The sequence below is a fragment of the Bacillus sp. WC2507 genome (assembly GCF_052656125.1).
Genome location: NZ_JBQXPN010000001.1, coordinates 275001 through 298765, shown reverse-complemented (window position 1 = coordinate 298765; position 23765 = coordinate 275001). Strand labels below are relative to the sequence as shown.

At 35.9% G+C, this 23765-nt stretch carries 24 protein-coding genes (1 of these 24 only partly in view); 7 read left to right on the top strand and 17 right to left on the bottom strand.

The genetic code is table 11. The features are described from left to right. Positions 1–52 precede the first annotated feature (52 nt). The 7 genes from ACUN28_RS01710 to ACUN28_RS01680 form a co-directional block, all read right to left on the bottom strand. The gene (locus ACUN28_RS01710) at positions 53–988 is read right to left on the bottom strand and encodes a YybS family protein (protein WP_016085350.1); all 936 of its coding nucleotides are present in this window, start codon (positions 986–988) and stop codon (positions 53–55) included. An 80-nt stretch (positions 989–1068) separates the two neighbouring features. Then, a complete protein-coding gene (rpsR, locus tag ACUN28_RS01705) occupies positions 1069–1302 on the bottom strand; it encodes a 30S ribosomal protein S18 (protein ID WP_000918873.1) in 234 nt (77 codons plus the stop codon). Positions 1303–1347: 45 nt separating this feature from the next. Further along, positions 1348–1860 (bottom strand): single-stranded DNA-binding protein, encoded by a 513-nt coding sequence (gene ssb, locus ACUN28_RS01700; RefSeq protein WP_016085349.1) that lies wholly within the window; start codon positions 1858–1860, stop codon positions 1348–1350. Between the two features lie 26 nt (positions 1861–1886). Then, positions 1887–2177 (bottom strand): 30S ribosomal protein S6, encoded by a 291-nt coding sequence (rpsF, locus tag ACUN28_RS01695; protein ID WP_001233781.1) that lies wholly within the window; start codon positions 2175–2177, stop codon positions 1887–1889. A gap of 191 nt (positions 2178–2368) precedes the next feature. Further along, positions 2369–3469, bottom strand: coding sequence for a redox-regulated ATPase YchF (gene ychF / locus ACUN28_RS01690; RefSeq protein WP_000524664.1), 1101 nt, complete (start codon positions 3467–3469; stop codon positions 2369–2371). 115 nt (positions 3470–3584) lie between these two features. Further along, positions 3585–3782: a DUF951 domain-containing protein gene (locus ACUN28_RS01685; RefSeq protein ID WP_000436051.1), complete on the bottom strand. Its 198-nt coding sequence runs from the start codon at positions 3780–3782 to the stop codon at positions 3585–3587. A 20-nt stretch (positions 3783–3802) separates the two neighbouring features. Then, entirely contained in the window at positions 3803–4684 is an 882-nt protein-coding gene (locus tag ACUN28_RS01680; RefSeq protein WP_016085348.1) for a mechanosensitive ion channel family protein, read from the bottom strand. A gap of 259 nt (positions 4685–4943) precedes the next feature. Here ACUN28_RS01680 and yyaC point away from each other — a divergent pair, with 259 nt between their 5' ends. Then, complete coding sequence (gene yyaC / locus ACUN28_RS01675; RefSeq protein WP_016085347.1) at positions 4944–5540, top strand: spore protease YyaC; 597 nt, start codon at positions 4944–4946, stop codon at positions 5538–5540. Between the two features lie 20 nt (positions 5541–5560). On the opposite strand, the gene spo0J is transcribed toward yyaC, so the two are convergent. The 10 genes from spo0J to rpmH all read right to left on the bottom strand — a co-directional run bounded on the left by spo0J (position 5561) and on the right by rpmH (position 14606). After that, entirely contained in the window at positions 5561–6412 is an 852-nt protein-coding gene (spo0J, locus tag ACUN28_RS01670; protein ID WP_080117787.1) for a stage 0 sporulation protein Spo0J, read from the bottom strand. Continuing rightward, complete coding sequence (gene soj, locus ACUN28_RS01665; RefSeq protein ID WP_016085345.1) at positions 6405–7166, bottom strand: sporulation initiation inhibitor protein Soj; 762 nt, start codon at positions 7164–7166, stop codon at positions 6405–6407. The genes spo0J and soj overlap by 8 nt, the downstream gene beginning before the upstream one ends. Before the next feature lie 189 nt (positions 7167–7355). Next, positions 7356–8228, bottom strand: a complete 873-nt coding sequence (gene noc, locus ACUN28_RS01660; RefSeq protein WP_016085344.1) for a nucleoid occlusion protein — start codon at positions 8226–8228, stop codon at positions 7356–7358. 105 nt (positions 8229–8333) lie between these two features. Beyond that, positions 8334–9053, bottom strand: a complete 720-nt coding sequence (gene rsmG, locus ACUN28_RS01655; RefSeq protein ID WP_016085343.1) for a 16S rRNA (guanine(527)-N(7))-methyltransferase RsmG — start codon at positions 9051–9053, stop codon at positions 8334–8336. A 21-nt stretch (positions 9054–9074) separates the two neighbouring features. Continuing rightward, positions 9075–10964, bottom strand: a complete 1890-nt coding sequence (gene mnmG, locus ACUN28_RS01650; protein ID WP_016085342.1) for a tRNA uridine-5-carboxymethylaminomethyl(34) synthesis enzyme MnmG — start codon at positions 10962–10964, stop codon at positions 9075–9077. Between the two features lie 46 nt (positions 10965–11010). Then, the gene (gene mnmE, locus ACUN28_RS01645) at positions 11011–12387 is read right to left on the bottom strand and encodes a tRNA uridine-5-carboxymethylaminomethyl(34) synthesis GTPase MnmE (RefSeq protein ID WP_016085341.1); all 1377 of its coding nucleotides are present in this window, start codon (positions 12385–12387) and stop codon (positions 11011–11013) included. Between the two features lie 226 nt (positions 12388–12613). Continuing rightward, positions 12614–13231, bottom strand: coding sequence for an RNA-binding cell elongation regulator Jag/EloR (gene jag / locus ACUN28_RS01640; protein WP_016136951.1), 618 nt, complete (start codon positions 13229–13231; stop codon positions 12614–12616). After that, positions 13228–13995 (bottom strand): YidC family membrane integrase SpoIIIJ, encoded by a 768-nt coding sequence (spoIIIJ, locus tag ACUN28_RS01635; RefSeq protein WP_016085339.1) that lies wholly within the window; start codon positions 13993–13995, stop codon positions 13228–13230. Before spoIIIJ ends, jag begins: the two co-directional genes overlap by 4 nt. A 52-nt stretch (positions 13996–14047) precedes the next feature. Then, positions 14048–14395: a ribonuclease P protein component gene (gene rnpA / locus ACUN28_RS01630; protein ID WP_016085338.1), complete on the bottom strand. Its 348-nt coding sequence runs from the start codon at positions 14393–14395 to the stop codon at positions 14048–14050. A gap of 76 nt (positions 14396–14471) precedes the next feature. After that, a complete protein-coding gene (gene rpmH, locus ACUN28_RS01625; RefSeq protein WP_000831901.1) occupies positions 14472–14606 on the bottom strand; it encodes a 50S ribosomal protein L34 in 135 nt (44 codons plus the stop codon). A gap of 565 nt (positions 14607–15171) precedes the next feature. Between rpmH and dnaA the strand changes: the two genes are divergently transcribed. From dnaA to gyrA, 6 genes are all read left to right on the top strand, one after another. Next, entirely contained in the window at positions 15172–16512 is a 1341-nt protein-coding gene (gene dnaA, locus ACUN28_RS01620; protein WP_016085337.1) for a chromosomal replication initiator protein DnaA, read from the top strand. A gap of 179 nt (positions 16513–16691) precedes the next feature. Then, positions 16692–17837, top strand: a complete 1146-nt coding sequence (gene dnaN / locus ACUN28_RS01615; protein WP_016085336.1) for a DNA polymerase III subunit beta — start codon at positions 16692–16694, stop codon at positions 17835–17837. 127 nt (positions 17838–17964) lie between these two features. Continuing rightward, positions 17965–18177, top strand: a complete 213-nt coding sequence (gene yaaA / locus ACUN28_RS01610) for a S4 domain-containing protein YaaA (RefSeq protein WP_000821366.1) — start codon at positions 17965–17967, stop codon at positions 18175–18177. Between the two features lie 12 nt (positions 18178–18189). After that, positions 18190–19317 carry a DNA replication/repair protein RecF gene (recF, locus tag ACUN28_RS01605; RefSeq protein WP_016085335.1) on the top strand — a complete coding sequence of 376 codons (1128 nt, stop codon included), beginning with the start codon at positions 18190–18192 and terminating at the stop codon, positions 19315–19317. Positions 19318–19355: 38 nt separating this feature from the next. Next, positions 19356–21278 carry a DNA topoisomerase (ATP-hydrolyzing) subunit B gene (gene gyrB, locus ACUN28_RS01600; protein WP_033659981.1) on the top strand — a complete coding sequence of 641 codons (1923 nt, stop codon included), beginning with the start codon at positions 19356–19358 and terminating at the stop codon, positions 21276–21278. Positions 21279–21366: 88 nt separating this feature from the next. After that, positions 21367–23765, top strand: the 5' portion of a protein-coding gene (gene gyrA / locus ACUN28_RS01595) for a DNA gyrase subunit A (protein WP_016085333.1). It continues 73 nt past the right edge of the window; the window shows 2399 of its 2472 coding nt (coding positions 1–2399); its start codon is at positions 21367–21369; its stop codon lies beyond the right edge, outside the window.

Below are 23765 nucleotides of genomic sequence, written 5' to 3'. Positions count from 1 at the left end.
AACTCACCTTCCAGTTAGTTAAACAGATTAAAATAGTATAAGGAATATTACTTTATCCTCCTATTTTAGAACGCAATGAAATCCCTAAATCAATTATACCTAAGATTGTCACAAGAGGAAACAGCATCGGAATAAACATGCAGACAATAAAACTAATAATAGGAACACCTTTCGTAAAACCTTTTCTATGCGCTAAAAAAGCAATAAATGTCAGACCTTGCAGTACGAGTAATAATGCAAATATGAGATTTAGGTTAGAAAATACCATATGTAAATATGATGTCGGTTCTACTTTTATAAAAGTTGATAGCAAAATAAATATAACGTAATACCAAACAATACTCTTTGGTAATTGTATATCTTTAAATTTAGGCCAAGGTATAACATCATGTTTTAACTTTCTCAAAACACTGCCCGATAATATTACTGTGATCCAAGAAAAACATGCAGAAACGAGCACAAGTATACTTGGAAATAACGTTTGTAACATATCATTCATTTGTGCAAATAACTCTTTTTGTTCTTTACTAATCGGCATACCAGCAGCACTGACTATCTTTTCGCTTTGCGTCATACTTTCATTAAACATATTTTGCATTTGCTTCATTAAATCTATGTTAAAAAACTTTATACTCGCAACATAAATGAGCATAATACCAATTAAGTATGCAAGCATCCCCGCCATCAAAATTTCTACCGGCTTTTTTTGTTTTTTATACATATATCCTAAAACGATACCTATCAATCCAAACATAGTTGTCTTCACTAGGTTCATCGGCTGACTGACAATAACAGTAATAAAAAGCGCCGCCGTAAAAATTACAAAGGCATTAGATAATTTATATCTAATCGTTAGCAATATAAATGGCAATGGCAACGCAAACGTTACAACCGTACCTAAAATCGGAACATACATAGATATAAGCAATAACATTGCATATATCGCTAACAACGCTGCACCCTCAGTAATAAATTTCGTATTTTTCATCCTCTAACCTCTCTTTCAAAAAAGAAAAGCATAGCAAAATGCACAGTAGAGTCCGACTCTACTGTGCATTTCATACGCTATTATTCACCAACATATGGTAAAAGTGCCATTTGACGAGCACGTTTAATTGCAACTGTAAGTTTGCGTTGGTATTTTGCGCTTGTTCCTGTTACACGACGAGGTAAAATTTTACCACGCTCAGAAACGAAACGTTTTAATAAATCAACATCTTTATAGTCAATGCGAGTGATGCCGTTAGCTGTGAAGAAACACACCTTACGACGTTTCGCACGTCCACCTTTGCGTCCTGCCATATCTATTTCCCTCCATTCTTTGTTAAAACTAACAAATTTACTGTATTAGAACGGTAAATCGTCGTCGGAAATGTCGATCGGTTGACCTACATTTGAAAATGGATCGTCATTCTTCGTAAATCCAGAGTTACCTTGGTTACCCGGATTACTAGATTGACCAAATGGGTTAGAGCCTTGGTTACCGAAACCAGCTCCTGATGGTTGCTGATTAAATGAACCACGTTGCTCCCCACCGCCATTACGCGGCTCTAAAAATTGTACGCTTTCCGCAAGAACTTCTGTTACGTATACACGTTTACCATCTTGTCCATCGTAATTACGAGTTTGAAGACGTCCGTCTACGCCTGCTAAGCTACCTTTTTTCAAATAATTTGCTACGTTTTCTGCTTGTTTACGCCATATTACACAATTAATAAAGTCAGCTTCACGCTCACCTTGTTGATTGGCAAATGCGCGATTCACAGCTAACGTAAAAGTAGCTACTGCAACACCATTGGGCGTGTAACGTAAGTCAGGGTCCTTAGTTAAACGACCAACGAGGATAACACGATTCATCAATCGAACCACTCTCCCTTATATATCAATTATTTTTCTTCTTCTTTAACAACGATATGACGAAGGATATCTTCGTTGATCTTAGCTAAACGGTCGAATTCGTTAATCGCTTCTGCGTTAGAGTTCACGTTTAAGATCATGTAGAAACCTTCACGTAAGTCGTTGATTTCGTAAGCTAAACGACGCTTACCCCACTCTTTCGTGTTAATGATTTCTGCACCATTGTTTGTTAAAACACCTGCAAAACGTTCAACTAAAGCTTTTTGAGCTTCTTCTTCAACGCCAGGACGAATGATGTACATAATTTCGTACTTTCTCATTACACTTTCACCTCCTTTTGGTCTAAACGGCCCATAATGGGCAAGGAGCAATTAATTTATAGTAATTACTCACGAGTTTAGATTATATCATAGTAAGTTGGATGAATCAACTCACCCATACATAAAAAGCTTGGCAAACATATAATATATTTGCCAAGCTCATATCTTTATTTTTCCTAGGAAATATTAAATTAAACGTTGAAGCGGAAGTGCATAACGTCTCCGTCTTTTACGATATACTCTTTTCCTTCTAAACGTACTTTTCCAGCTTCTTTTGCAGCTGTCATAGAACCGTTTGTCATTAAATCATCATAAGAAACTGTTTCTGCACGAATAAATCCACGCTCAAAGTCTGTATGAATTACACCAGCACATTGTGGTGCTTTCATACCTTGTTTAAACGTCCATGCACGTACTTCTTGCACACCAGCTGTGAAGTATGTAGCAAGTCCTAATAAATCATATGCAGCACGAATTAATTGATCTAAACCAGATTCTTCAATGCCTAGTTCTTCAAGGAATACCTTTTTCTCTTCCTCGTCTAACTCAGCGATTTCTGATTCGATTTTTGCACATACAACGATTACTTGAGAATTTTCATTTGCAGCAAATTCTTTTACCATTTGTACGTATTTGTTTTCAGAAGGATCCATAATATCATCTTCACTTACGTTTGCTACGTATAACATTTCTTTCGTTGTAAGTAAATGAAGGCCCTTCACAATCTTCATTTGCTCTTCTGTAAATTCAACAGTACGAGCCGGTTTTCCCTCTTCGAAAGCTTCTTTTAAACGCACTAAAATTTCATGCTCATATACTGCTTCTTTATCTTTTTGTCTTGCTAATTTTGCAACACGCTCGATACGTTTATCAACAGATTCTAAATCTGCTAAGATTAGCTCTAAGTTGATTGTTTCAATATCATCGATTGGATCTACTTTCCCTGAAACGTGCGTAATATTTTCGTCTTCAAAACAACGAACAACTTGGCAAATTGCATCTACTTGGCGAATATGAGATAAGAATTTATTTCCTAAACCTTCACCTTTACTAGCACCTTTTACGATACCTGCAATATCAGTAAACTCAAATACAGTCGGAACAGTTTTTTTCGGTTCTACTAATTCCGTTAATTTATTTAAACGCTCATCTGGTACTTCTACAATTCCTACGTTTGGATCAATTGTACAGAATGGATAGTTTGCAGATTCTGCTCCTGCTTGTGTAATTGCATTAAATAAAGTGGACTTCCCTACGTTAGGTAATCCAACAATCCCAGCCGTTAATCCCATATTTTTCACTCCTATGTCTCAATCTTTCATCATTATAGATAGTAACGAAAAAAATGACAAGTTTCCTCCAAACGAAAAAAAGTAACAGCTACCCATTGCAACTGTTACTTTCTCTCTATTCTTCGTGCTTCACAAGTATTTTTTTCACCTTACGATCAAACTCTCTTCGAGGAATCATTACTGAATGGTCACATCCCTCGCACTTAATGCGGATATCCATTCCCATACGAATAATCTTCCAACGATTCTCACCACATGGGTGGGCTTTCTTCATTTCCACAACATCGTACAAGTTATACTGCTTTTGCTCCATTCTCCAAACCCCTCTCCATACTAAATTGCTTTTCCACTCACCAATTCTTCACGATTATATAAAACCATACGTGGATATGGAATTTCAATACCATGTAAATCTAGACGATTTTTAATTTCTTTACGAAGTGCTCTTGCAACAACCGCATGTTGCATCGGCTCTACTTCCGCAATAACACGTAATATAACTTCCGATGCAGCCAATGTTTGCACACCTAATAACTGAGGCGTTGTTACCATTTGCGCATACTGTGCAGGTAATTCTTCTAATAACTCTTCAATGACTTGCTCCGCCTTCGCTATGTCAGCCTCATACGAAATAGATACATCAACAAATGCAACACTGTTACTAACTGAATAGTTCGTAACTTGAATAATACTTCCGTTTGGTAAAGTATGAATTTCGCCTGTCCAACTCTTTACTTTTGTTGTACGAAGTCCAATTTCTAAAACGACTCCCTCAAACTGACCAATTTTTACATAGTCACCGACTGAAAATTGATCTTCTAACAAAATAAATAATCCTGTAATGACATCTTTCACCAAACTTTGAGCACCAAATCCGACCGCTAAACCAATTACTCCGGCACCCGCTAATAAACCAGATGCATTAATATTAAACACACCTAAAATCGCAATTAACATAATGAACATAACAACGTATGCCACAATATTTTCAAGTAACTTCGCTACTGTAACTGTACGACGTTCTGAAATTTGAATTGGTGAACGGCTTCCCATGCGAAACGCATTTCGTACAATTGCACGTGCAACTCGTACCACAACTGCACCGATTATTAAAATAATACATATTTTCAATGTCGCCGTTCCAATATCAGCCCAACGATCAGCATTTAATAAATACTGTTTCGTGGCATTAAACCACTGTGTTAATAAATCCATGTACCTCTACCTCTCCAGCCAAAATTTCTTTTTAGTTATCCTTCTTATTGTATCAGAAGTCTCCTAATTGCTGAAAAATTTTTATGACTTTAATTGCATTTGTTAACTTCCATACAGGTATAAAATGGAATGAATATATATATACTAGTACTATTATTTCCGTTTCCACTCAAGTTTTACAGGAATTACGCACTTATAGTTTTCCATTTTACTCACCATATAACATATTTTGAAAATTTATTAAAAGGATGGATGCTTCATGAATATTGGAAGTTTTCGCTTACCTTTTTTCGAAAAAGAAACTCAAAATGTTATGCACCAAGACGTAGAAGCCTCCGAGACAATTAGTAACTTCTTACTTGCCCATATCCCTATTAAAACGAATATACCGGTTATTCTCATTTGTATCGGCACAGATCGTTCTACAGGCGATGCACTCGGTCCGTTAGTCGGTACGAAACTAGAACAAGTAGGAATTAAAAACTTCCAAGTGTTCGGCACACTAGATGAGCCAGTACACGCGCTAAATTTAGAAGAGAAAATTCAGAATATACAGAAAGATAATCCTACTTCATTTATCATTGCGGTTGATGCCTGTTTAGGAAAGTCTCAAAGTATTGGTTCCATCACTACCGGAATGGGGCCTAGTAAGCCTGGAGCTGCAATGAATAAAAAATTACCTGCAGTTGGTGATTTACATATTCATGGCATCGTAAACCTAAATGGTTTTATGGAGTTTTTCGTCCTGCAAAATACAAGACTAAGTTTAGTCATGAAAATGGCTGATGTAATTGCGCAGAGTATAAAAGAAACCGACCAAAAACTATCTGTATTAAAAAAAGCAAACCATCTATAAATAATAAGATGGTTTGCTTTTTAGTTTTTCTGTGCTAACAATTCTAAAATACGATTTAAATCTTCTTTATTAAAAAATTCAATTTCGATTTTACCTTTTTCTCTTTTCGTTTCTTTAATTTTCACATCTGTACCAAACTTTTCTCTTAAGAACGTTTCGCGTTCTACGAAAAATATGTTTCTCTCTTTTTTCACTTGTTTTGTTTCACGTGAAACGCGTTGATTAATCTCCTGAACAATTTTCTCTAATTGACGAACATTTAATCCTTCTTTTTCGATTCGTTTTAATAAAGAATTTAATTGTTCTTCATCTTTTATCGTAAGCAAAGTTCTCCCATGAGCCATTGAAAGCTGACCATTTGCAATCATATCTTGCACAAAAGAGGGGAGGCTTAATAACCGCGTATAATTTGCAATGTAAGGTCTGCTCTTACCAAGACGTTTCGCTAATTGTTCTTGCGTTACATTTAGCTCATTCATTAACATTTGATATGCCATTGCTTCTTCCATTGGATTTAAATCTTCTCGTTGTAAGTTTTCAAGCAATGCAAACTCCATCATTTGTTGCTCACTTAATTGTCTTACAACAGCAGGTACCTTCTCGAGTCCTGCCTCTTTGGCAGCACGATATCTTCTTTCACCTGCAACAATTTCATATCCTTTAATACTCTTTCTAGCAATTAACGGTTGCAATATACCGTGTTCCTTAATAGAAGCCGCTAATTCCTGAATCGCCTCTTTATTAAAGTGTTTACGTGGTTGATATGGATTCGGTCTTAATTCAGTTATCACAACCTCCTGAATTGTCTCTTCTTCTTTCACATCTAAATCAGGAAAAAACACATTGATTCCTCTTCCTAATCCTTTAGCCACCTGCAATCACTTCCTCTGCTAAATCTATATATACTTCTGCCCCTCTTGATTTAGCGTCATACTGCATAATTGGTTTCCCATGACTTGGTGCTTCACTTAAACGAACATTACGAGGAATAATCGAACGGTATACTTTATCCCTAAAGTATTTTTTCACTTCATCTATAACCTGAATCCCTAAATTTGTACGGGCATCCAACATCGTTAGCAATACACCTTGAATTGCTAGATTTTTATTTAAGTGCTTTTGCACAAGTCGAACTGTATTTAATAGCTGACTTAATCCTTCTAGTGCGTAATATTCGCATTGAACAGGAATAATAACAGAATCTGCTGCTGTTAATGCATTAATCGTTAATAACCCTAAGGACGGGGGACAGTCGATAATAATATAATCATATTCATCACGAACTGACTGTAATGCCCTTTGCAAACGTACTTCCCGGGAAATAGTCGGTACCAATTCAATTTCAGCACCTGCCAATTGAATTGTAGCGGGTAGAACATCTAAGTTTTCAGTTGCGGTTTTCCGTACAACCCCTTGAACATCTGCATCTTCCACAAGAACGTTGTAAATACATTGATCTAATTCGGATTTTTCAATTCCCACACCAGTCGTTGCATTTCCTTGAGCATCAATATCTACAAGAAGGACCTTCTTACCTACTTGTGCCAATCCAGCCCCTAAATTAACAGATGTTGTTGTTTTCCCAACGCCACCTTTTTGATTGGCAATAGCAATGATTTTTCCCATGATGTCACCTACTTTCAACCTTTCTATCTTATTCTAGTAACAATTACGTTTATTGTAACATGAAATAAAAGTTTTTCTTTTACGTCCTTATTAAACTTCAAAATTTATTTCTAAACTCCTTCTTCATCTAACAAGAAAATATAGTAAAAGAGACCTATCCAATAGGATAAGGTCTCTAACATGCCATTATTATTTTTTCTTCGGAATTTTAATTGTAATTTGATAGTACTCATCAAATTCTTCTTCCTCAGAATTAACATTTAAACCACTGTCAGCAACCATTTGTAATGACTGCCTAATTGTATTCATGGCGATTCTCGTATCTCGACTTACTGCTTTTTGCTTCGCCTTACGCTTCGGTTTTGCTTCCTCTAGTAATTTCGCAATTCGTTCCTCTGTTTGCTTTACATTCAGTTGTTTCTCCACAATTTCCTGTAAAACCTTCAGTTGTAATTCCTCATTCTTTAAAGGAATGAGCGCACGGGCATGGCGTTCTGTAATACTTTTTTCTAATAACGCACCTTTTATTTCTTCAGGCAACTTTAACAATCGCAACTTATTTGCGATTGTGGATTGTCCTTTTCCAAGTCGTTGTGCCAATGCTTCTTGTGTTAAATTATGTAACTCAATTAGCTTTTGATATGCCACAGCTTCCTCGATTGCTGTTAGTTCCTCACGCTGCAAGTTTTCAATTAAAGCTACAGAAGCTGTCTCTGTATCATTTAAGTTCTTTATAATTGCAGGTACCTTTTCCCACCCTAACTTTGTTGCCGCACGGAAACGCCTTTCTCCAGCGATAATCTCGTACTTATCATCCTCATATTGCCTCACAACAATTGGCTGAATCAGTCCGTGTGTACGAATCGTTAATGCTAGCTCTTCAATACGCGCATCATCAAAAACTGTTCGTGGTTGATAACGGTTAGGGGTAATATTTACTATCGGAATTTCCTGTATTTCTTCATATACCTTTTTATCTATTTCTTCATGGCTTTCGTCTTGTAATTCGAATTCGCTCTCTTTATCTCCAAAGCCAAATAAACGAGAAAACGTATTTTTCATACATATTCCACCACCTTTTAGGCCTATTGACTATTCTCCATAAAATGTTTCCTATGAAACATTTACGTTTTCATTTATATAATTTAATCTTACGTCTAATAAGATTTATTTTTCAATAGGTAATTTATTGGGTGTTCCCGGTTTGCGTGGATATTTCTTTGGTGTCTTGCGCTTTTTCTCGATTAATAAAATATTACGTTCACTTTCTTCAAACGGTAATTGGAACGTAGACATTTCTTTTAAATTCCCGCCTAGCACCTCTAAAGCATACTTGCCATTTTCAATTTCTTCATTTGCTGCGGCACCTTTCATTGCAATGAATGTTCCCCCAACTTTTACAAGTGGTAAACATAATTCACTTAATACCGAAAGACGCGCAACTGCACGTGCCATTACAATATCGTACGATTCACGTACACCTTCTTTTTTCCCAAATGTTTCAGCACGATCGTGACAAAACGCAACGTCACTTAATCCCAATTTTTGTGCTAAATGATTTAAGAAGTTAATACGTTTTTGCAATGAATCTACAATTGTCACTTTTAAGTGCGGGAAACAGATTTTTAAAGGAATACTTGGGAAGCCAGCTCCTGCACCAACATCACAAATTGAGAATGGTTTTGAAAAATCATAATAGAAAGCAGCGGTAATGGAATCAAAAAAGTGTTTTAAATATACTTCTTCTTTCTCCGTAATAGCCGTTAAGTTCATTTTTTCATTCCACTCTACTAATGTTTCGAAGTAGATTTCGAACTGCTCTAACTGTCTAGAAGAGAGGATGATACCCTTCTCTTCTAGCATAGATTGAAATTGTTCTATGTTCATCTAACAATATCTCCTTACTATTTATTGGTTCGATACTCGCGCAATTTTTCCTTGTTCAATATAAACAAGCAAGATGGAAACATCCGCTGGATTTACGCCAGAAATACGTGAAGCCTGACCCATTGAAAGTGGACGAACATCTTTCAATTTCTGTCTAGCTTCTGAGGCAAGACTAGAAATTGCATCATAATCAATATCCACAGGGATTTTTTTGTTTTCCATTTTCTTCATACGCTCTACTTGCTGTAAAGATTTTTCGATATATCCTTCGTACTTAATCTGAATTTCAACTTGTTCTGTAATTTCATCACTTAATTCTACTTCACTTGGTACTAAAAGATGAATATGCTCATATGTCATCTCTGGACGACGTAATAAATCACTTGCACGTATTCCATCTTTCAATTCACTTCCGCCAATACTACGAATTAATTCTTGAACTTCAGGACGTGGTTTAATAATAATGCTTCCTAAACGTTCCTTTTCCTGTTCAATTTGTAATTTTTTATTTGTAAATCGCTCGTAGCGCTCTTCTTTAATTAATCCAATTTCACGACCAACTTCAGTTAAACGTAGATCAGCATTATCGTGGCGTAATAATAGGCGATATTCTGCACGAGACGTTAATAAACGATATGGTTCATTTGTACCTTTCGTTACAAGATCATCAATTAAGACACCAATATAAGCATCTGCGCGACCTAAAATAACTTCTTTTTTACCTAAAGAACGACATGCTGCATTAATCCCAGCCATAAGCCCTTGTCCTGCCGCCTCTTCGTAACCAGAAGTTCCATTAATTTGTCCTGCTGTATATAAATTTTTGATTTTTTTCGTTTCAAGTGTCGGCCATAGTTGTGTTGGCACGATTGCATCATATTCAATTGCATAACCTGTACGCATCATTTCAACGTTTTCTAGGCCAGGTATTGTTCTAAGCATATCACGTTGCACATCTTCTGGTAAGCTTGTGGATAAACCTTGTACATACACTTCTTGTGTATTACGTCCTTCTGGCTCTAAGAAAATTTGATGACGTGGTTTATCATTAAACCTTACTACTTTGTCTTCAATCGAAGGACAATATCTAGGTCCTGTTCCCTTAATCATACCAGAATACATAGCTGAGCGATGTAAGTTTTCATCTATTAAACGATGTGTTTCCGTACTTGTATACGTCAACCAACATGGAATTTGATCCATAATAAATTTTGTCGTTTCAAAAGAGAAAGCTCGTGGTTTATCATCACCTGGCTGAATTTCTGTTTTACTGTAATCAATCGTATTACTATTTACACGCGGAGGTGTACCTGTTTTAAATCTAACAAGATCAAATCCAAGCTCCTCTAAATGTTCAGATAAAGTAATAGATGGTTGTTGATTATTCGGACCGCTCGAATATTTTAAATCTCCCATAATAATCTCACCACGTAAAAATGTTCCAGTCGTAATTACAACAGTTTTTGCTGTATATTCAGCACCAGCTTGCGTAATTACCCCTTTACATTCGCCATCTTCAACGATTAAACGCTCTACCATTCCTTGGAACAACGTTAAGTTTGGTGTTTCTTCAATTGTTTTCTTTAATTCATGCTGGTAAGAGAACTTATCTGCTTGTGCTCGAAGTGCACGTACAGCTGGTCCTTTACCTGTATTTAACATACGCATTTGAATATATGTTTTATCAATGTTGCGTCCCATTTCTCCGCCTAATGCATCAATTTCACGAACAACAATCCCTTTTGCTGGTCCACCAACAGAAGGGTTACATGGCATAAACGCTACCATATCTAAGTTAATTGTTAACATTAATGTTTTGGAGCCCATTCGTGCTGCCGCAAGACCAGCTTCACATCCTGCATGACCTGCACCGATTACTATGACATCGTATGAACCGGCATTGTATCCCATTGTTTATTCCTCCTAATAATCTCTATCTTTCTAAAACATCTCTATATTATTTTCCTAAACAAAATTGAGAGAACAACTGGTCAATTAGGCTCTCATGGACTGTGTCACCAGTAATTTCACCAAGTATTTCCCACGTTCTTGTTAAATCAATTTGCACCATATCAATTGGAACACCATTTTCTATCGCCTCAATTGCATCTCCAATTGTTTTTCCTGCTTGTGTTAATAATCCAATATGTCTCGCGTTAGAAACATATGTCACATCTGCAGAATCAATTGTTCCTTCAAAGAATAAATCAGCTATTGCCTGTTCAAGTTCATCTATTCCTTGTTCCTCAATTAACGATGTTGTAATAACACGATTTCCCGCTGCCAATTCTGTAATACGTTCCATATTGATTGCTTGCGGTAAATCTGTCTTATTTACAATAACAATGAAATCTTTTCCTTGTACAGCACGGAATAGATCTTCATCCTCATTCGTTAAAGCTTCGCTATAATTAACGACAACTAACACTAAATCAGCTTGGCTCATCATTTCTTTTGAGCGCTCTACACCAATTCGTTCCACAACATCTTCTGTTTCACGAATTCCGGCTGTATCTATAAGTTTAAGTGGTACACCACGCACATTAACGTACTCTTCAATAACATCACGAGTTGTTCCTGCAATATCGGTTACAATTGCCTTTTTCTCCTGAACGAGACTATTCAATAGCGATGATTTCCCAACGTTAGGTCTACCGATGATTGCAGTAGCAATACCTTCACGTAAAATCTTTCCTTGCTTCGATGTTTCTAATATTTTTGCAATTTCAGTACGAACATGTGTAGCTTTCTCAATTAAAATATTATGTGTCATTTCTTCCACATCATCATATTCTGGGTAATCTATGTTTACCTCAACATGAGCTAACGTTTCTAATATGTCCTGACGCAGACGGCCAATTAATTTAGATAAACGCCCTTCCATTTGATTAATTGCTACGTTCATTGCACGATCTGTTTTTGCGCGGATTAAGTCCATAACAGCCTCTGCTTGTGATAAATCAATACGACCATTTAAAAAAGCACGTTTCGTAAATTCACCAGGCTCCGCTAATCGTACTCCTTGCGCTAAAATAAGTTGCAATACTTTATTTACTGAAACAAGTCCGCCATGACAGTTAATTTCTACTATATTTTCACGTGTAAAAGTCCTTGGTGCACGCATAATAGACACCATCACTTCTTCAATAACCTGATTTGTATCTAAATCAACGATATGACCATAATGAATTGTGTGCGAAGGAACCTCTGTTAAATCCTTCCCTTTAAAAATACGATTAACTTTTTCAACCGCATCATCCCCACTTACTCGAACAATGGCAATTGCACCCTCTCCAAGCGCCGTGGAAATCGCAGCAATTGTATCAAATTCCATGTCCTTTCACCTCACTTGCTTATTTATCTCTATTTCAACATGATTATTTTCTTCACTAAATTATTAGAATACCATAACGAACCTATCTACAAAAGAATAATAACTCATTTTATTATGTCCTCATGTGAAAAACACTAAACTTATTCACAGTGGATAAGTTTAGTGTTTTTTAGTTATCCACATCTATTTTTCCCTCAAAAAAACCGGCACTCAATTGAGTAACCGGTCACTTGGAAGATATTACAACATGTCGATGTGGTTCTTTTCCTTCAGAAGTTGTAATGATATTTTGATGATTAGATAATGCTTGGTGGATAATCTTTCGTTCAAAAGATGGCATAGGCTCCAATACAACTCTTTTTTTCGTACTTACTACTTGTTTTGCTAATCGATAAGAAAGTGCTTCTAATGTACCTTTTCTTTTACTACGATAATTCTCAGCATCTAGTGTGATACCAATATACTGCTTCGTATTACGATTCGCCACAAGTTTTGTTAAATACTGTAAAGAATTCAAGGTGTTTCCTCTTTTTCCAATCAAAACACCTATATTTTCGCCAGAAATTGTAAATTCAACTTCGCGTCCTTTTACAATTTTACTAATCTCAGTTTCCACACCCATATCGTGAATAACATTTTTTAAATATTCTTCACATTCATGAATTGGATCTTTCTTCAATACAACTTCTACTACTGCAGGTCGATTCCCAAATAAACCTAAGAACCCTCTTTTACCCTCATCGATAATATTTATATCTACTCGGTCTTTTGAAACATTTAGTTGCCTTAAAGCATCTTGTACTGCCAGCTCGACTGTTTGTCCTTTAGCAGTAATTATACTCACTTGCTTGATCCTCCTGCCTTACTAGCCTTAATTTCTGGCCCCTTGATCAAGTACATTTGAGCGATACCAAAGATATTACCAACAACCCAGTAAAGTGATAATGCAGCTGGGAAGTTAATTGCAAAGACTAAAATCATAATTGGCATAAGCCAAATCATCATTGCCATTTGCGGGTTTTGACCAGCTGTTCCTGCCATTGCAAGCTTTTGCTGAATAAATGTCGTAATTGCCGCAACAACCGGTAAGATATAGTACGGATCTGCCTGTCCTAAGTCGAACCATAAAAATGTATGCTTACTAATTTCTGCTGTTCTCATAATCGCATGGTAAAACGCGAATAAAATAGGCATCTGAACAAAGATTGGTAAACATCCTGCTAATGGGTTTACACCATTTTTTTGATATAACTGCATCATTTCTTGTTGTAGTTTCTGCTGTGTTGCTTGATCTTTAGAGCTATATTTCTCTTTTAACTTCACCATTTCTGGTTGTAACGCTTGCATTGCTTTCGTACTCTTTGTTTGTTTAATCATTAATGGTAATAATGCAAAACGAATAATAAGAGTCGTAACAACGATTGCTAAACCGTAATTACTACCAAATAAGTTGGCAAAATACGTAATTAACTGAGAAAGCGGGTATACGAAGTATTCATTCCAAATTCCAGTGCTTTTTGGTGTAATTGGCTGTTTTACTTCACTACAGCCAGCAGTAATCGCCATTAATGCAATAACCATGGCTAGTAAACCTAATTTCTTTTTCAAAGCCTACTCCTCCTTGTATCGGTATGTATATAGTGTAATTCATTTCCTTACGCTACTTTTTTATTCTTTTCATACCAGAGCGTTTAAAGACATGAATTAAGCTTTTCTTTAATTCTTCATATGTCATCTCTGCACAAGGCTTCCTTGCTATTATAACAAAATCTTTTCCAGAATCTATCTCATCTTTTAATTCTGTGATCGACTGGCGAATCATACGTTTAATTCGGTTACGCACTACTGCATTTCCTATTTTCTTGCTGACAGAAAGGCCAATACGAAAGTTTGGCTGTCCTTCTTTATCTAGTTGATAGACAACAAGCTGACGATTCGCATAAGATTTTCCTTTTTGAAAAACCGTCTGGAATTCATCATTCTTTTTTATACGATGTTTTTTCTTCATATCAATTGACACTCCTGTAGTTCATCAGCGGAAATTCACTATTATTAGAAAAAAAGACCACTGAACGATCAGTGGTCTACGCAGATAATACTTTTCTTCCTTTACGACGACGAGCTGCTAGCACTTTACGTCCGTTCGCTGTGCTCATACGGCTGCGGAAACCATGTACTTTGCTGCGCTTACGTTTATTTGGTTGGTAAGTTCTTTTCATTATATGACACCTCCCTGAGGAATATCTGTTAAAGACAGTCTTATAAATTATAGTTAATCAACTAGGAAAATGTCAATGGTTCTTGAAATTTTCATCAAATATTCATTTTGAACCTATTCACATACTTTTTCACAGACCCCATATTTCCTTGTGGATAAATGTTTTTTCTTGTTTTTTATATCCACAAACTCTTTTCGTACTTTTACACAGTATATCGTGTTGTGGACAAGTTTATTCCACAAGGTATTGATTTTGTGGATAACTTTCTTAATTTCATTGCTATAGCTACTTTTTTTTGATATTATAGTTGTGTTTTCACTTTGAATAAGTTTTCCACATCTTTATCTTATCCACAATTTGTGTATAACATGTGGACAGTTTTAATCACATGTGGGTAAATGATTATCCACATTTACTTTTTTTGTCGAAAACCCTATCTCATATACAAACGACGTTTTTAGGTTTTAAAATACGTTTCGTATAAATATACATTTTATATTTATTTAGGTTGTACATTTGTTGCGCAACCTTATTCTTTTACCATCTTAGTAAAGGAGGGACACCTTTGGAAAACATCTCTGATTTATGGAACAGCGCCTTAAAAGAACTAGAAAAAAAGGTCAGTAAACCTAGTTATGAAACATGGTTAAAATCAACAACTGCACATAATTTAAAGAAAGACGTATTAACAATTACAGCTCCAAATGAATTCGCTCGTGATTGGTTAGAATCTCATTATTCAGAGCTAATTTCGGAAACACTTTATGATTTAACAGGGGCAAAGTTAGCTATTCGCTTTATTATTCCCCAAAGTCAAGCTGAAGAGGAGATTGATCTTCCTCCTTCTAAACCAAATTCAGCACAGGATGATTCTAATCATTTACCACAGAGTATGCTAAATCCAAAATATACGTTTGATACATTTGTTATTGGCTCTGGTAACCGTTTTGCCCACGCTGCTTCATTGGCCGTAGCTGAAGCGCCAGCTAAAGCATATAATCCCCTCTTTATTTATGGGGGAGTTGGACTTGGAAAGACCCATTTAATGCATGCAATTGGTCATTATGTAATTGAACATAACCCAAACGCGAAGGTTGTATATTTATCATCAGAAAAATTTACAAATGAGTTCATTAATTCTATTCGTGATAATAAAGCGGTCGATTTTCGTAATAAATACCGCAATGTAGATGTTTTATTGATAGATGATATTCAATTTCTAGCAGGAAAAGAACAAACTCAAGAAGAGTTTTTCCATACATTCAATGCATTACACGAAGAAAGTAAACAAATTGTAATTTCAAGTGATCGGCCACCAAAAGAAATTCCAACTTTAGAAGATCGTCTTCGTTCTCGCTTTGAATGGGGACTCATTACGGATATTACGCCACCAGATTTAGAAACACGAATTGCAATTTTACGTAAAAAAGCAAAGGCTGAAGGACTCGATATACCAAATGAGGTTATGCTTTATATTGCAAATCAAATCGATTCAAATATTCGTGAACTAGAAGGTGCACTCATCCGAGTTGTAGCTTATTCATCTTTAATTAACAAAGATATTAATGCTGATTTAGCTGCTGAGGCACTTAAAGATATTATTCCAAATTCTAAACCAAAAATTATCTCTATTTATGATATTCAAAAGGCTGTCGGGGATGTTTACCAAATAAAACTGGAAGATTTCAAGGCGAAAAAGCGAACAAAATCAGTTGCCTTCCCTCGCCAAATTGCAATGTATTTATCACGCGAACTTACAGACTCCTCCTTACCTAAAATAGGTGAAGAATTCGGTGGACGTGATCATACAACAGTTATCCATGCCCATGAAAAAATTTCTAAGCTGCTTAAAACAGATACGCAATTACAAAAGCAAGTTGAAGAAATTAACGATATTTTAAAGTAGTAGCTGAATAGTGTGAATAACTTTCCTTGTTTTACGCACAGTCTATCCACATGTAGATAGACTGTTTTTACATCCTTCAACGGAGTTATCCACATATCCACAAGCCCTACTACTATTACTACTATTTTTTTATCTTTATTAATTAAATAAAATCTTATACTTACCGGAGGTTTTTCTTTATGCGTTTTACAATACAAAAAGACTATCTTGTAAGAAGTGTACAAGATGTAATGAAGGCAGTTTCTTCTCGTACAACAATTCCGATCCTTACAGGAATTAAAGTTGTCGCTACGGAAGAAGGAGTTACGTTAACAGGAAGCGATGCGGATATTTCTATCGAATCTTTTATCCCAGTTGAAGAAGATGGAAAAGAAATCGTAGAAGTAGCACAATCAGGCAGTATTGTTTTACAAGCAAAATATTTTAGTGAGATTGTAAAAAAATTACCTAAAGAGACTGTCGAAATTTCAGTGGAAAATCATTTTATGACAAAAATAACTTCTGGAAAGTCAGAGTTTAATTTAAATGGTTTAGATTCTGCTGAATATCCATTGTTACCACAAATTGAAGAACATCATGTTTTTAAGATTCCAACAGATTTACTAAAACATATGATCAGACAAACTGTATTCGCAGTTTCCACTTCTGAAACAAGACCGATCTTGACAGGTGTAAACTGGAAGGTATATAACAGCGAATTAACTTGCATTGCTACAGATAGTCACAGGTTGGCTCTTCGAAAAGCAAAAATCGAAGGATATAACATTGCAGATGAATTCCAAGCAAATGTTGTTATCCCTGGTAAAAGCTTAAATGAATTAAGCAAAATTCTAGATGAGTCTGAAGAAATGGTAGATATCGTTATTACGGAGTATCAAGTATTATTCCGTACAAAACATTTATTATTCTTCTCAAGATTATTAGAAGGGAATTATCCTGATACAACTCGTTTAATTCCAGCCGAGAGTAAAACAGATATTTTTGTAAATACAAAAGAATTTTTACAAGCAATTGATCGTGCATCTCTATTAGCAAGAGATGGTCGTAATAATGTTGTAAAATTATCAACTTTAGAACAGGAAATGCTGGAAATTTCTTCGAATTCACCAGAAATCGGGAAAGTAGTAGAAGAAGTTCAATGTGAAAAAGTAGATGGGGAAGAGTTAAAAATATCTTTTAGTGCAAAATATATGATGGATGCACTAAAAGCCTTAGATAGTACTGAAATTAAAATTAGCTTTACTGGCGCAATGAGACCATTCTTAATTCGTACAGTAAATGATGAGTCCATTATTCAATTAATTTTACCTGTTCGTACTTACTAAGTAAGAAGTAAGGGTTGCTAGTTTTCAGATGCTAGTGGCCCTTATTTGATTTTTGGGTATTACTTTCCTAATGTTAGTTTATTTAGTACAATGAAAGAATGAACACTTTCAGAAAGTGAGCGATTTTATGAAACGTATTAAAATTTCAACAGAGTATATTACACTAGGACAATTTTTAAAGTTAGCCGATGTAATTGATACAGGTGGCGCTGTAAAATGGTTTTTACAAGAATATGAAGTGTACGTGAATCAAGAACTTGAAAATAGAAGAGGTCGCAAACTATATGCGAACGATATTATTGAAATTCCAGGAAGCGGAAGTTTCCAAGTTCAGGCATAAAGGGGGAGCCCTTTGTTTATTTCAGAAATACAATTAAAAAACTATCGCAATTATGAAAAGTTAGAGCTTTCCTTTGAAGATAAAGTAAATGTAATTATCGGTGAAAACGCGCAAGGGAAAACGAATTTGATGGAAGCTATTTATGTTTTAGCGATGGCGAAATCTCATAGAACCTCTAATGATCGCGAGCTTATCCGCTGGGATGAAGATTTCGGTCAAATTAAAGGGAAATTACAAAAGAGAAATAGTTCTTTGTCTTTGGAATTAAATATTTCGAAAAAAGGTAAAAAGGCAAAATTAAATCAACTTGAACAACAAAAATTGAGTCAATATATTGGCATGATGAATGTTGTCATGTTTGCCCCAGAAGATTTAAATCTTGTAAAAGGAAGCCCTCAAGTAAGAAGACGCTTTTTAGATATGGAATTAGGCCAAATAGCTCCAGTCTATTTGTATGAATTGAGTCAATATCAAAAGGTGCTCACGCAACGAAATCACTTGCTGAAAAAAATGCAAGGGAATAGTAAGAATGAGGAAACGATGTTGGATGTATTTACACTTCAACTTATTGAGCATGGTACAAAAATATTGCAAAAACGGTTTGAATTTTTGCATTTACTACAAGAATGGGCAGCTCCAATTCATCGCGGTATAAGCCGTGGATTAGAAGAATTAGAAATTGTCTATAAACCAAGCGTAGATGTATCAGAATCAATGGATTTGTCGAAAATAAAAGAAGTATACTATGAAAATTTTCAATCTGTGAAACAACGTGAGATTTTCCGTGGTACGACTTTAATTGGTCCTCATCGTGATGATTTACAATTCTTCGTTAATAGTAAAAATGTTCAAGTCTTTGGTTCGCAAGGACAACAACGAACGACCGCACTGTCCCTAAAATTAGCTGAAATTGAATTGATTTACTCAGAAGTTAAGGAATATCCGATTCTTTTATTGGATGATGTATTATCAGAATTAGATGATTATCGTCAATCGCATCTGTTAAATACAATTCAAGGAAAAGTGCAAACATTTGTGACAACGACGAGTGTCGACGGAATTGAACACGAAACATTAAAAGAAGCGAAAACAATTCATGTAACGAACGGCACGGTAGATTGTGAAATAGATAGGGCGTAATCCCTGTTTAAATGGAAAAGTAGGTGATCTTTGTGTCAATGGAACAAAAACAAATGGAAGAAAATTCGTATGATGAAAGTCAGATACAGGTACTTGAAGGACTAGAAGCAGTTCGAAAACGCCCTGGGATGTATATTGGATCTACAAGTGGAAAAGGACTTCACCATCTTGTGTGGGAAATTGTCGATAATAGTATTGATGAAGCACTTGCAGGGTATTGTGATGAAATTAACGTTAGTATCGAAGAAGATAATAGTATTCTTGTAACGGATAATGGACGTGGTATTCCAGTTGGTATACAAGAAAAAATGGGACGTCCTGCAGTAGAAGTTATCATGACTGTCCTTCACGCCGGAGGTAAATTTGGCGGTGGTGGTTACAAGGTTTCTGGTGGTTTGCATGGTGTTGGTGCATCTGTTGTAAATGCCTTATCAACAGAACTAGAAGTATTTGTACATCGTGATGGAAAAATCCATTATCAAAAGTATGAAAGAGGTATTCCAGCTGCAGATTTAAAAGTCATCGGTGATACAGATAAAACTGGAACAATAACTCGCTTTAAGCCGGACCCAGAGATTTTTAAAGAAACGACAGAATATGAATTTGATACGTTAGCGACTCGTATGCGTGAGCTGGCATTTTTAAATCGTAATATTAAATTAACAATTGAAGATAAGCGTGAACATAAGCAAAAGAAAGAGTTTCACTATGAAGGTGGAATTAAATCATATGTTGAACATTTAAATCGTTCAAAACAGCCAATTCATGAAGAACCTGTATATGTAGAAGGGTCAAAAGACGGTATTCAGGTTGAAGTTGCGCTTCAATATAACGAAGGATATACAAATCATATTTACTCATTTACGAATAATATTCATACGTATGAAGGTGGTACACATGAGGTAGGATTTAAAACAGCCTTAACTCGCGTGATCAACGATTATGGTCGTAAAAATAATATTTTAAAAGATGCGGATAGTAATTTAACCGGTGAAGATGTTCGTGAAGGTTTAACGGCAATTGTGTCAATTAAACATCCGAATCCACAATTCGAAGGACAAACGAAGACGAAACTTGGAAATAGCGAAGCAAGAACAATTACAGAGTCAGTATTCTCAGAGGCATTTGAAAAGTTCTTACTGGAAAATCCCAATGTTGCACGTAAAATTATAGATAAAGGTACGATGGCAGCGCGTGCGCGTGTAGCAGCTAAAAAGGCTCGTGAGTTAACTCGCCGAAAGAGTGCTTTAGAAGTTTCAAGTTTACCAGGGAAATTGGCAGACTGTTCTTCTAAAGATCCAGCAATTAGTGAAATTTATATCGTAGAGGGTGACTCTGCGGGTGGATCTGCAAAACAAGGGCGCGATCGTCATTTCCAAGCGATTTTACCGCTGAAGGGTAAAATTATTAATGTTGAAAAGGCACGCTTAGATAAGATTTTATCAAATGATGAAGTTCGTACAATTATTACAGCGATCGGTACAAATATCGGCGGAGACTTCGATATTGAAAAAGCACGTTATCATAAAGTTATTATTATGACCGATGCCGATGTTGATGGTGCACATATTCGTACCCTATTATTAACGTTCTTCTATCGTTATATGCGTCAAATAATTGAGTGCGGTTATATATATATCGCACAGCCACCTTTGTTTAAAGTACAACAAGGTAAGAAAATTCAATATGCTTATAATGATAAAGAACTTGAAAAAATCTTAGCGGAATTACCAGCACAACCTAAGCCAGGGATTCAGCGTTATAAAGGTCTAGGGGAAATGAATCCAACTCAGTTATGGGAGACAACAATGGACCCAGAAGTACGTTCATTACTTCAAGTTTCTCTTCAAGATGCAATTGAAGCGGATGAAACATTTGAAATTTTAATGGGAGATAAAGTAGAGCCACGTCGTAACTTTATCCAAGAAAATGCAAAATACGTGAAAAACCTTGATATTTAAATGAGTAATGACAGGAATCTAAGTATTCCTGTCTTCTACATATAAATCAATGTATGTGTAACGGAAATGTAAGAGGAGGTGCTCGTTGATGTCAGACAATCAACAACAAGCACGAATTCGAGAAATTAATATTAGTCATGAAATGCGTACCTCATTTTTAGATTACGCAATGAGTGTTATCGTATCTCGTGCATTACCAGATGTTCGTGATGGATTAAAACCTGTGCATCGTAGGGTTTTATATGCGATGAATGATTTAGGAATTACAGCTGATAAAGCGTATAAGAAATCAGCACGTATTGTCGGTGAAGTAATCGGTAAGTATCACCCTCACGGTGATTCAGCTGTTTATGAGACGATGGTACGTATGGCGCAAGATTTTAGCCAACGTTATATGCTTGTTGATGGGCATGGTAACTTCGGTTCTGTTGATGGTGATTCAGCAGCAGCAATGCGTTATACAGAAGCAAGAATGTCTAAGATTTCTATGGAATTAATACGTGATATTTCAAAAAATACGATTGATTATCAAGATAACTATGATGGTTCTGAAAGAGAGCCAATTGTATTGCCAGCGCGTTTCCCTAATTTATTAGTGAATGGTACGACGGGTATTGCGGTTGGTATGGCAACAAATATTCCGCCGCATCAACTCGGTGAAGTAATTGATGGTGTATTGGCACTAAGCCATAACCCCGATATTACGATTGCTGAATTAATGGAGTTTATTCCAGGACCAGATTTTCCAACAGCAGGTTTAATTTTGGGACGAAGTGGGATTCGAAGAGCATATGAAACAGGTAGAGGCTCTATTATGCTTCGAGCTAAAGTTGAAATTGAAGAGAAGTCAAATGGTAAACAATCTATTCTCGTAACTGAACTACCTTATCAAGTGAATAAGGCGCGATTAATTGAAAAAATTGCAGAATTAGTTCGTGATAAGAAAATCGAAGGTATTACGGATTTACGTGATGAGTCAGATCGAAACGGTATGCGTATTGTTATGGAAGTACGCCGTGATGCCAATGCCAATGTACTATTAAATAATCTATATAAACATACAGCACTTCAAACAAGTTTCGGTATTAATATGTTGTCTCTTGTAAATGGAGAGCCACAAGTGTTGAATTTAAAACAAAATTTATATCATTACTTGGAGCATCAGAAGGTAGTAATTCGTCGACGTACTGCTTATGAATTAGAAAAAGCAGAGGCGCGTGCTCATATTTTAGAAGGATTACGAATTGCTCTAGATCATCTTGATGAAGTTATTACGTTAATTCGTAGTTCGAAAACAGCAGATATTGCAAAGCAAGGCTTAATGGAACGTTTCGGTTTAAGTGAGAAACAAGCACAAGCAATTTTAGATATGCGTCTGCAACGTTTAACAGGATTAGAACGTGAAAAAATTGAGCAAGAATATCAAGACTTAATGAAGTTAATCGCTGAATTAAAAGCAATCTTAGCAGATGAAGAGAAAGTTCTTGAGATTATTCGTGAAGAACTAACGGAAGTTAAAGAGCGCTTCAATGATAAGAGACGAACGGAAATTACAATTGGTGGCATGGAATTTATTGAAGATGAAGATTTGATTCCAGAGCAAAACATCGCTATTACGTTAACTCATAATGGTTATATTAAGAGGTTGCCAGCTTCTACGTACAAAACACAGAACCGTGGTGGACGTGGTGTGCAAGGAATGGGAACAAATGATGATGATTTCGTAGAGCATTTATTAACTACTTCTACGCATGATCATATTTTATTCTTCACTAATAAGGGTAAAGTATACCGTACGAAAGGATATGAAATCCCAGAGTATAGCCGTACAGCAAAAGGTATACCGATTATTAACCTATTAGGTGTAGATAAGGGTGAATGGATCAACGCCATTATTCCAATTCGGGAATTTGGTGACGATGAATTCTTATTCTTCACAACAAAACAAGGTATTTCTAAGAGAACACCACTTTCATCATTTGCGAATATACGTACGAATGGTTTAATTGCAATCTCTCTTCGTGAAGAGGATGAAGTAATATCTGTACGTTTAACATCTGGTGATAAGGATATTATTGTAGGAACAAGCAACGGTATGTTAATTCGCTTTAACGAGCAAGATGTACGTTCTATGGGACGTAATGCGGCTGGTGTAAAAGCAATTACATTAGGTGATGAAGATCAAGTCGTAGGCATGGAAATTGTCGAAGAGGATGTAAATGTTCTAATTGTAACGAAAAATGGTTACGGAAAGCGTACACCGATTGATGAATATCGTCTACAAAGTCGTGGCGGTAAAGGTCTGAAGACTTGTAACATTACAGATAAGAACGGTAAATTAGTAGCAGTTAAGTCTGTAACAGGTGAAGAAGACATCATGCTAATTACAGCGGCAGGCGTTATTATTCGTATGCCAGTTGATCAAATCTCTCAAATGGGACGTAACACACAAGGTGTTCGTCTAATTCGTTTAGAGGATGAGCAAGA

Coding starts and splice junctions, on each gene's coding strand:
- ACUN28_RS01710 (WP_016085350.1), bottom strand. CDS start 988: ATGAAAAATACGAAATTTATTACTGAGGGTGCAGCGTTGTTAGCGATA.
- rpsR (WP_000918873.1), bottom strand. CDS start 1,302: ATGGCAGGACGCAAAGGTGGACGTGCGAAACGTCGTAAGGTGTGTTTC.
- rpsF (WP_001233781.1), bottom strand. CDS start 2,177: ATGAGAAAGTACGAAATTATGTACATCATTCGTCCTGGCGTTGAAGAA.
- ychF (WP_000524664.1), bottom strand. CDS start 3,469: ATGGGATTAACGGCTGGGATTGTTGGATTACCTAACGTAGGGAAGTCC.
- ACUN28_RS01685 (WP_000436051.1), bottom strand. CDS start 3,782: ATGGAGCAAAAGCAGTATAACTTGTACGATGTTGTGGAAATGAAGAAA.
- ACUN28_RS01680 (WP_016085348.1), bottom strand. CDS start 4,684: ATGGATTTATTAACACAGTGGTTTAATGCCACGAAACAGTATTTATTA.
- yyaC (WP_016085347.1), top strand. CDS start 4,944: ATGAATATTGGAAGTTTTCGCTTACCTTTTTTCGAAAAAGAAACTCAA.
- soj (WP_016085345.1), bottom strand. CDS start 7,166: ATGGGAAAAATCATTGCTATTGCCAATCAAAAAGGTGGCGTTGGGAAA.
- noc (WP_016085344.1), bottom strand. CDS start 8,228: ATGAAAAATACGTTTTCTCGTTTATTTGGCTTTGGAGATAAAGAGAGC.
- rsmG (WP_016085343.1), bottom strand. CDS start 9,053: ATGAACATAGAACAATTTCAATCTATGCTAGAAGAGAAGGGTATCATC.
- mnmG (WP_016085342.1), bottom strand. CDS start 10,964: ATGGGATACAATGCCGGTTCATACGATGTCATAGTAATCGGTGCAGGT.
- mnmE (WP_016085341.1), bottom strand. CDS start 12,387: ATGGAATTTGATACAATTGCTGCGATTTCCACGGCGCTTGGAGAGGGT.
- rnpA (WP_016085338.1), bottom strand. CDS start 14,395: ATGAAGAAAAAACATCGTATAAAAAAGAATGATGAATTCCAGACGGTT.
- rpmH (WP_000831901.1), bottom strand. CDS start 14,606: ATGAAAAGAACTTACCAACCAAATAAACGTAAGCGCAGCAAAGTACAT.
- dnaN (WP_016085336.1), top strand. CDS start 16,692: ATGCGTTTTACAATACAAAAAGACTATCTTGTAAGAAGTGTACAAGAT.
- yaaA (WP_000821366.1), top strand. CDS start 17,965: ATGAAACGTATTAAAATTTCAACAGAGTATATTACACTAGGACAATTT.
- gyrB (WP_033659981.1), top strand. CDS start 19,356: ATGGAACAAAAACAAATGGAAGAAAATTCGTATGATGAAAGTCAGATA.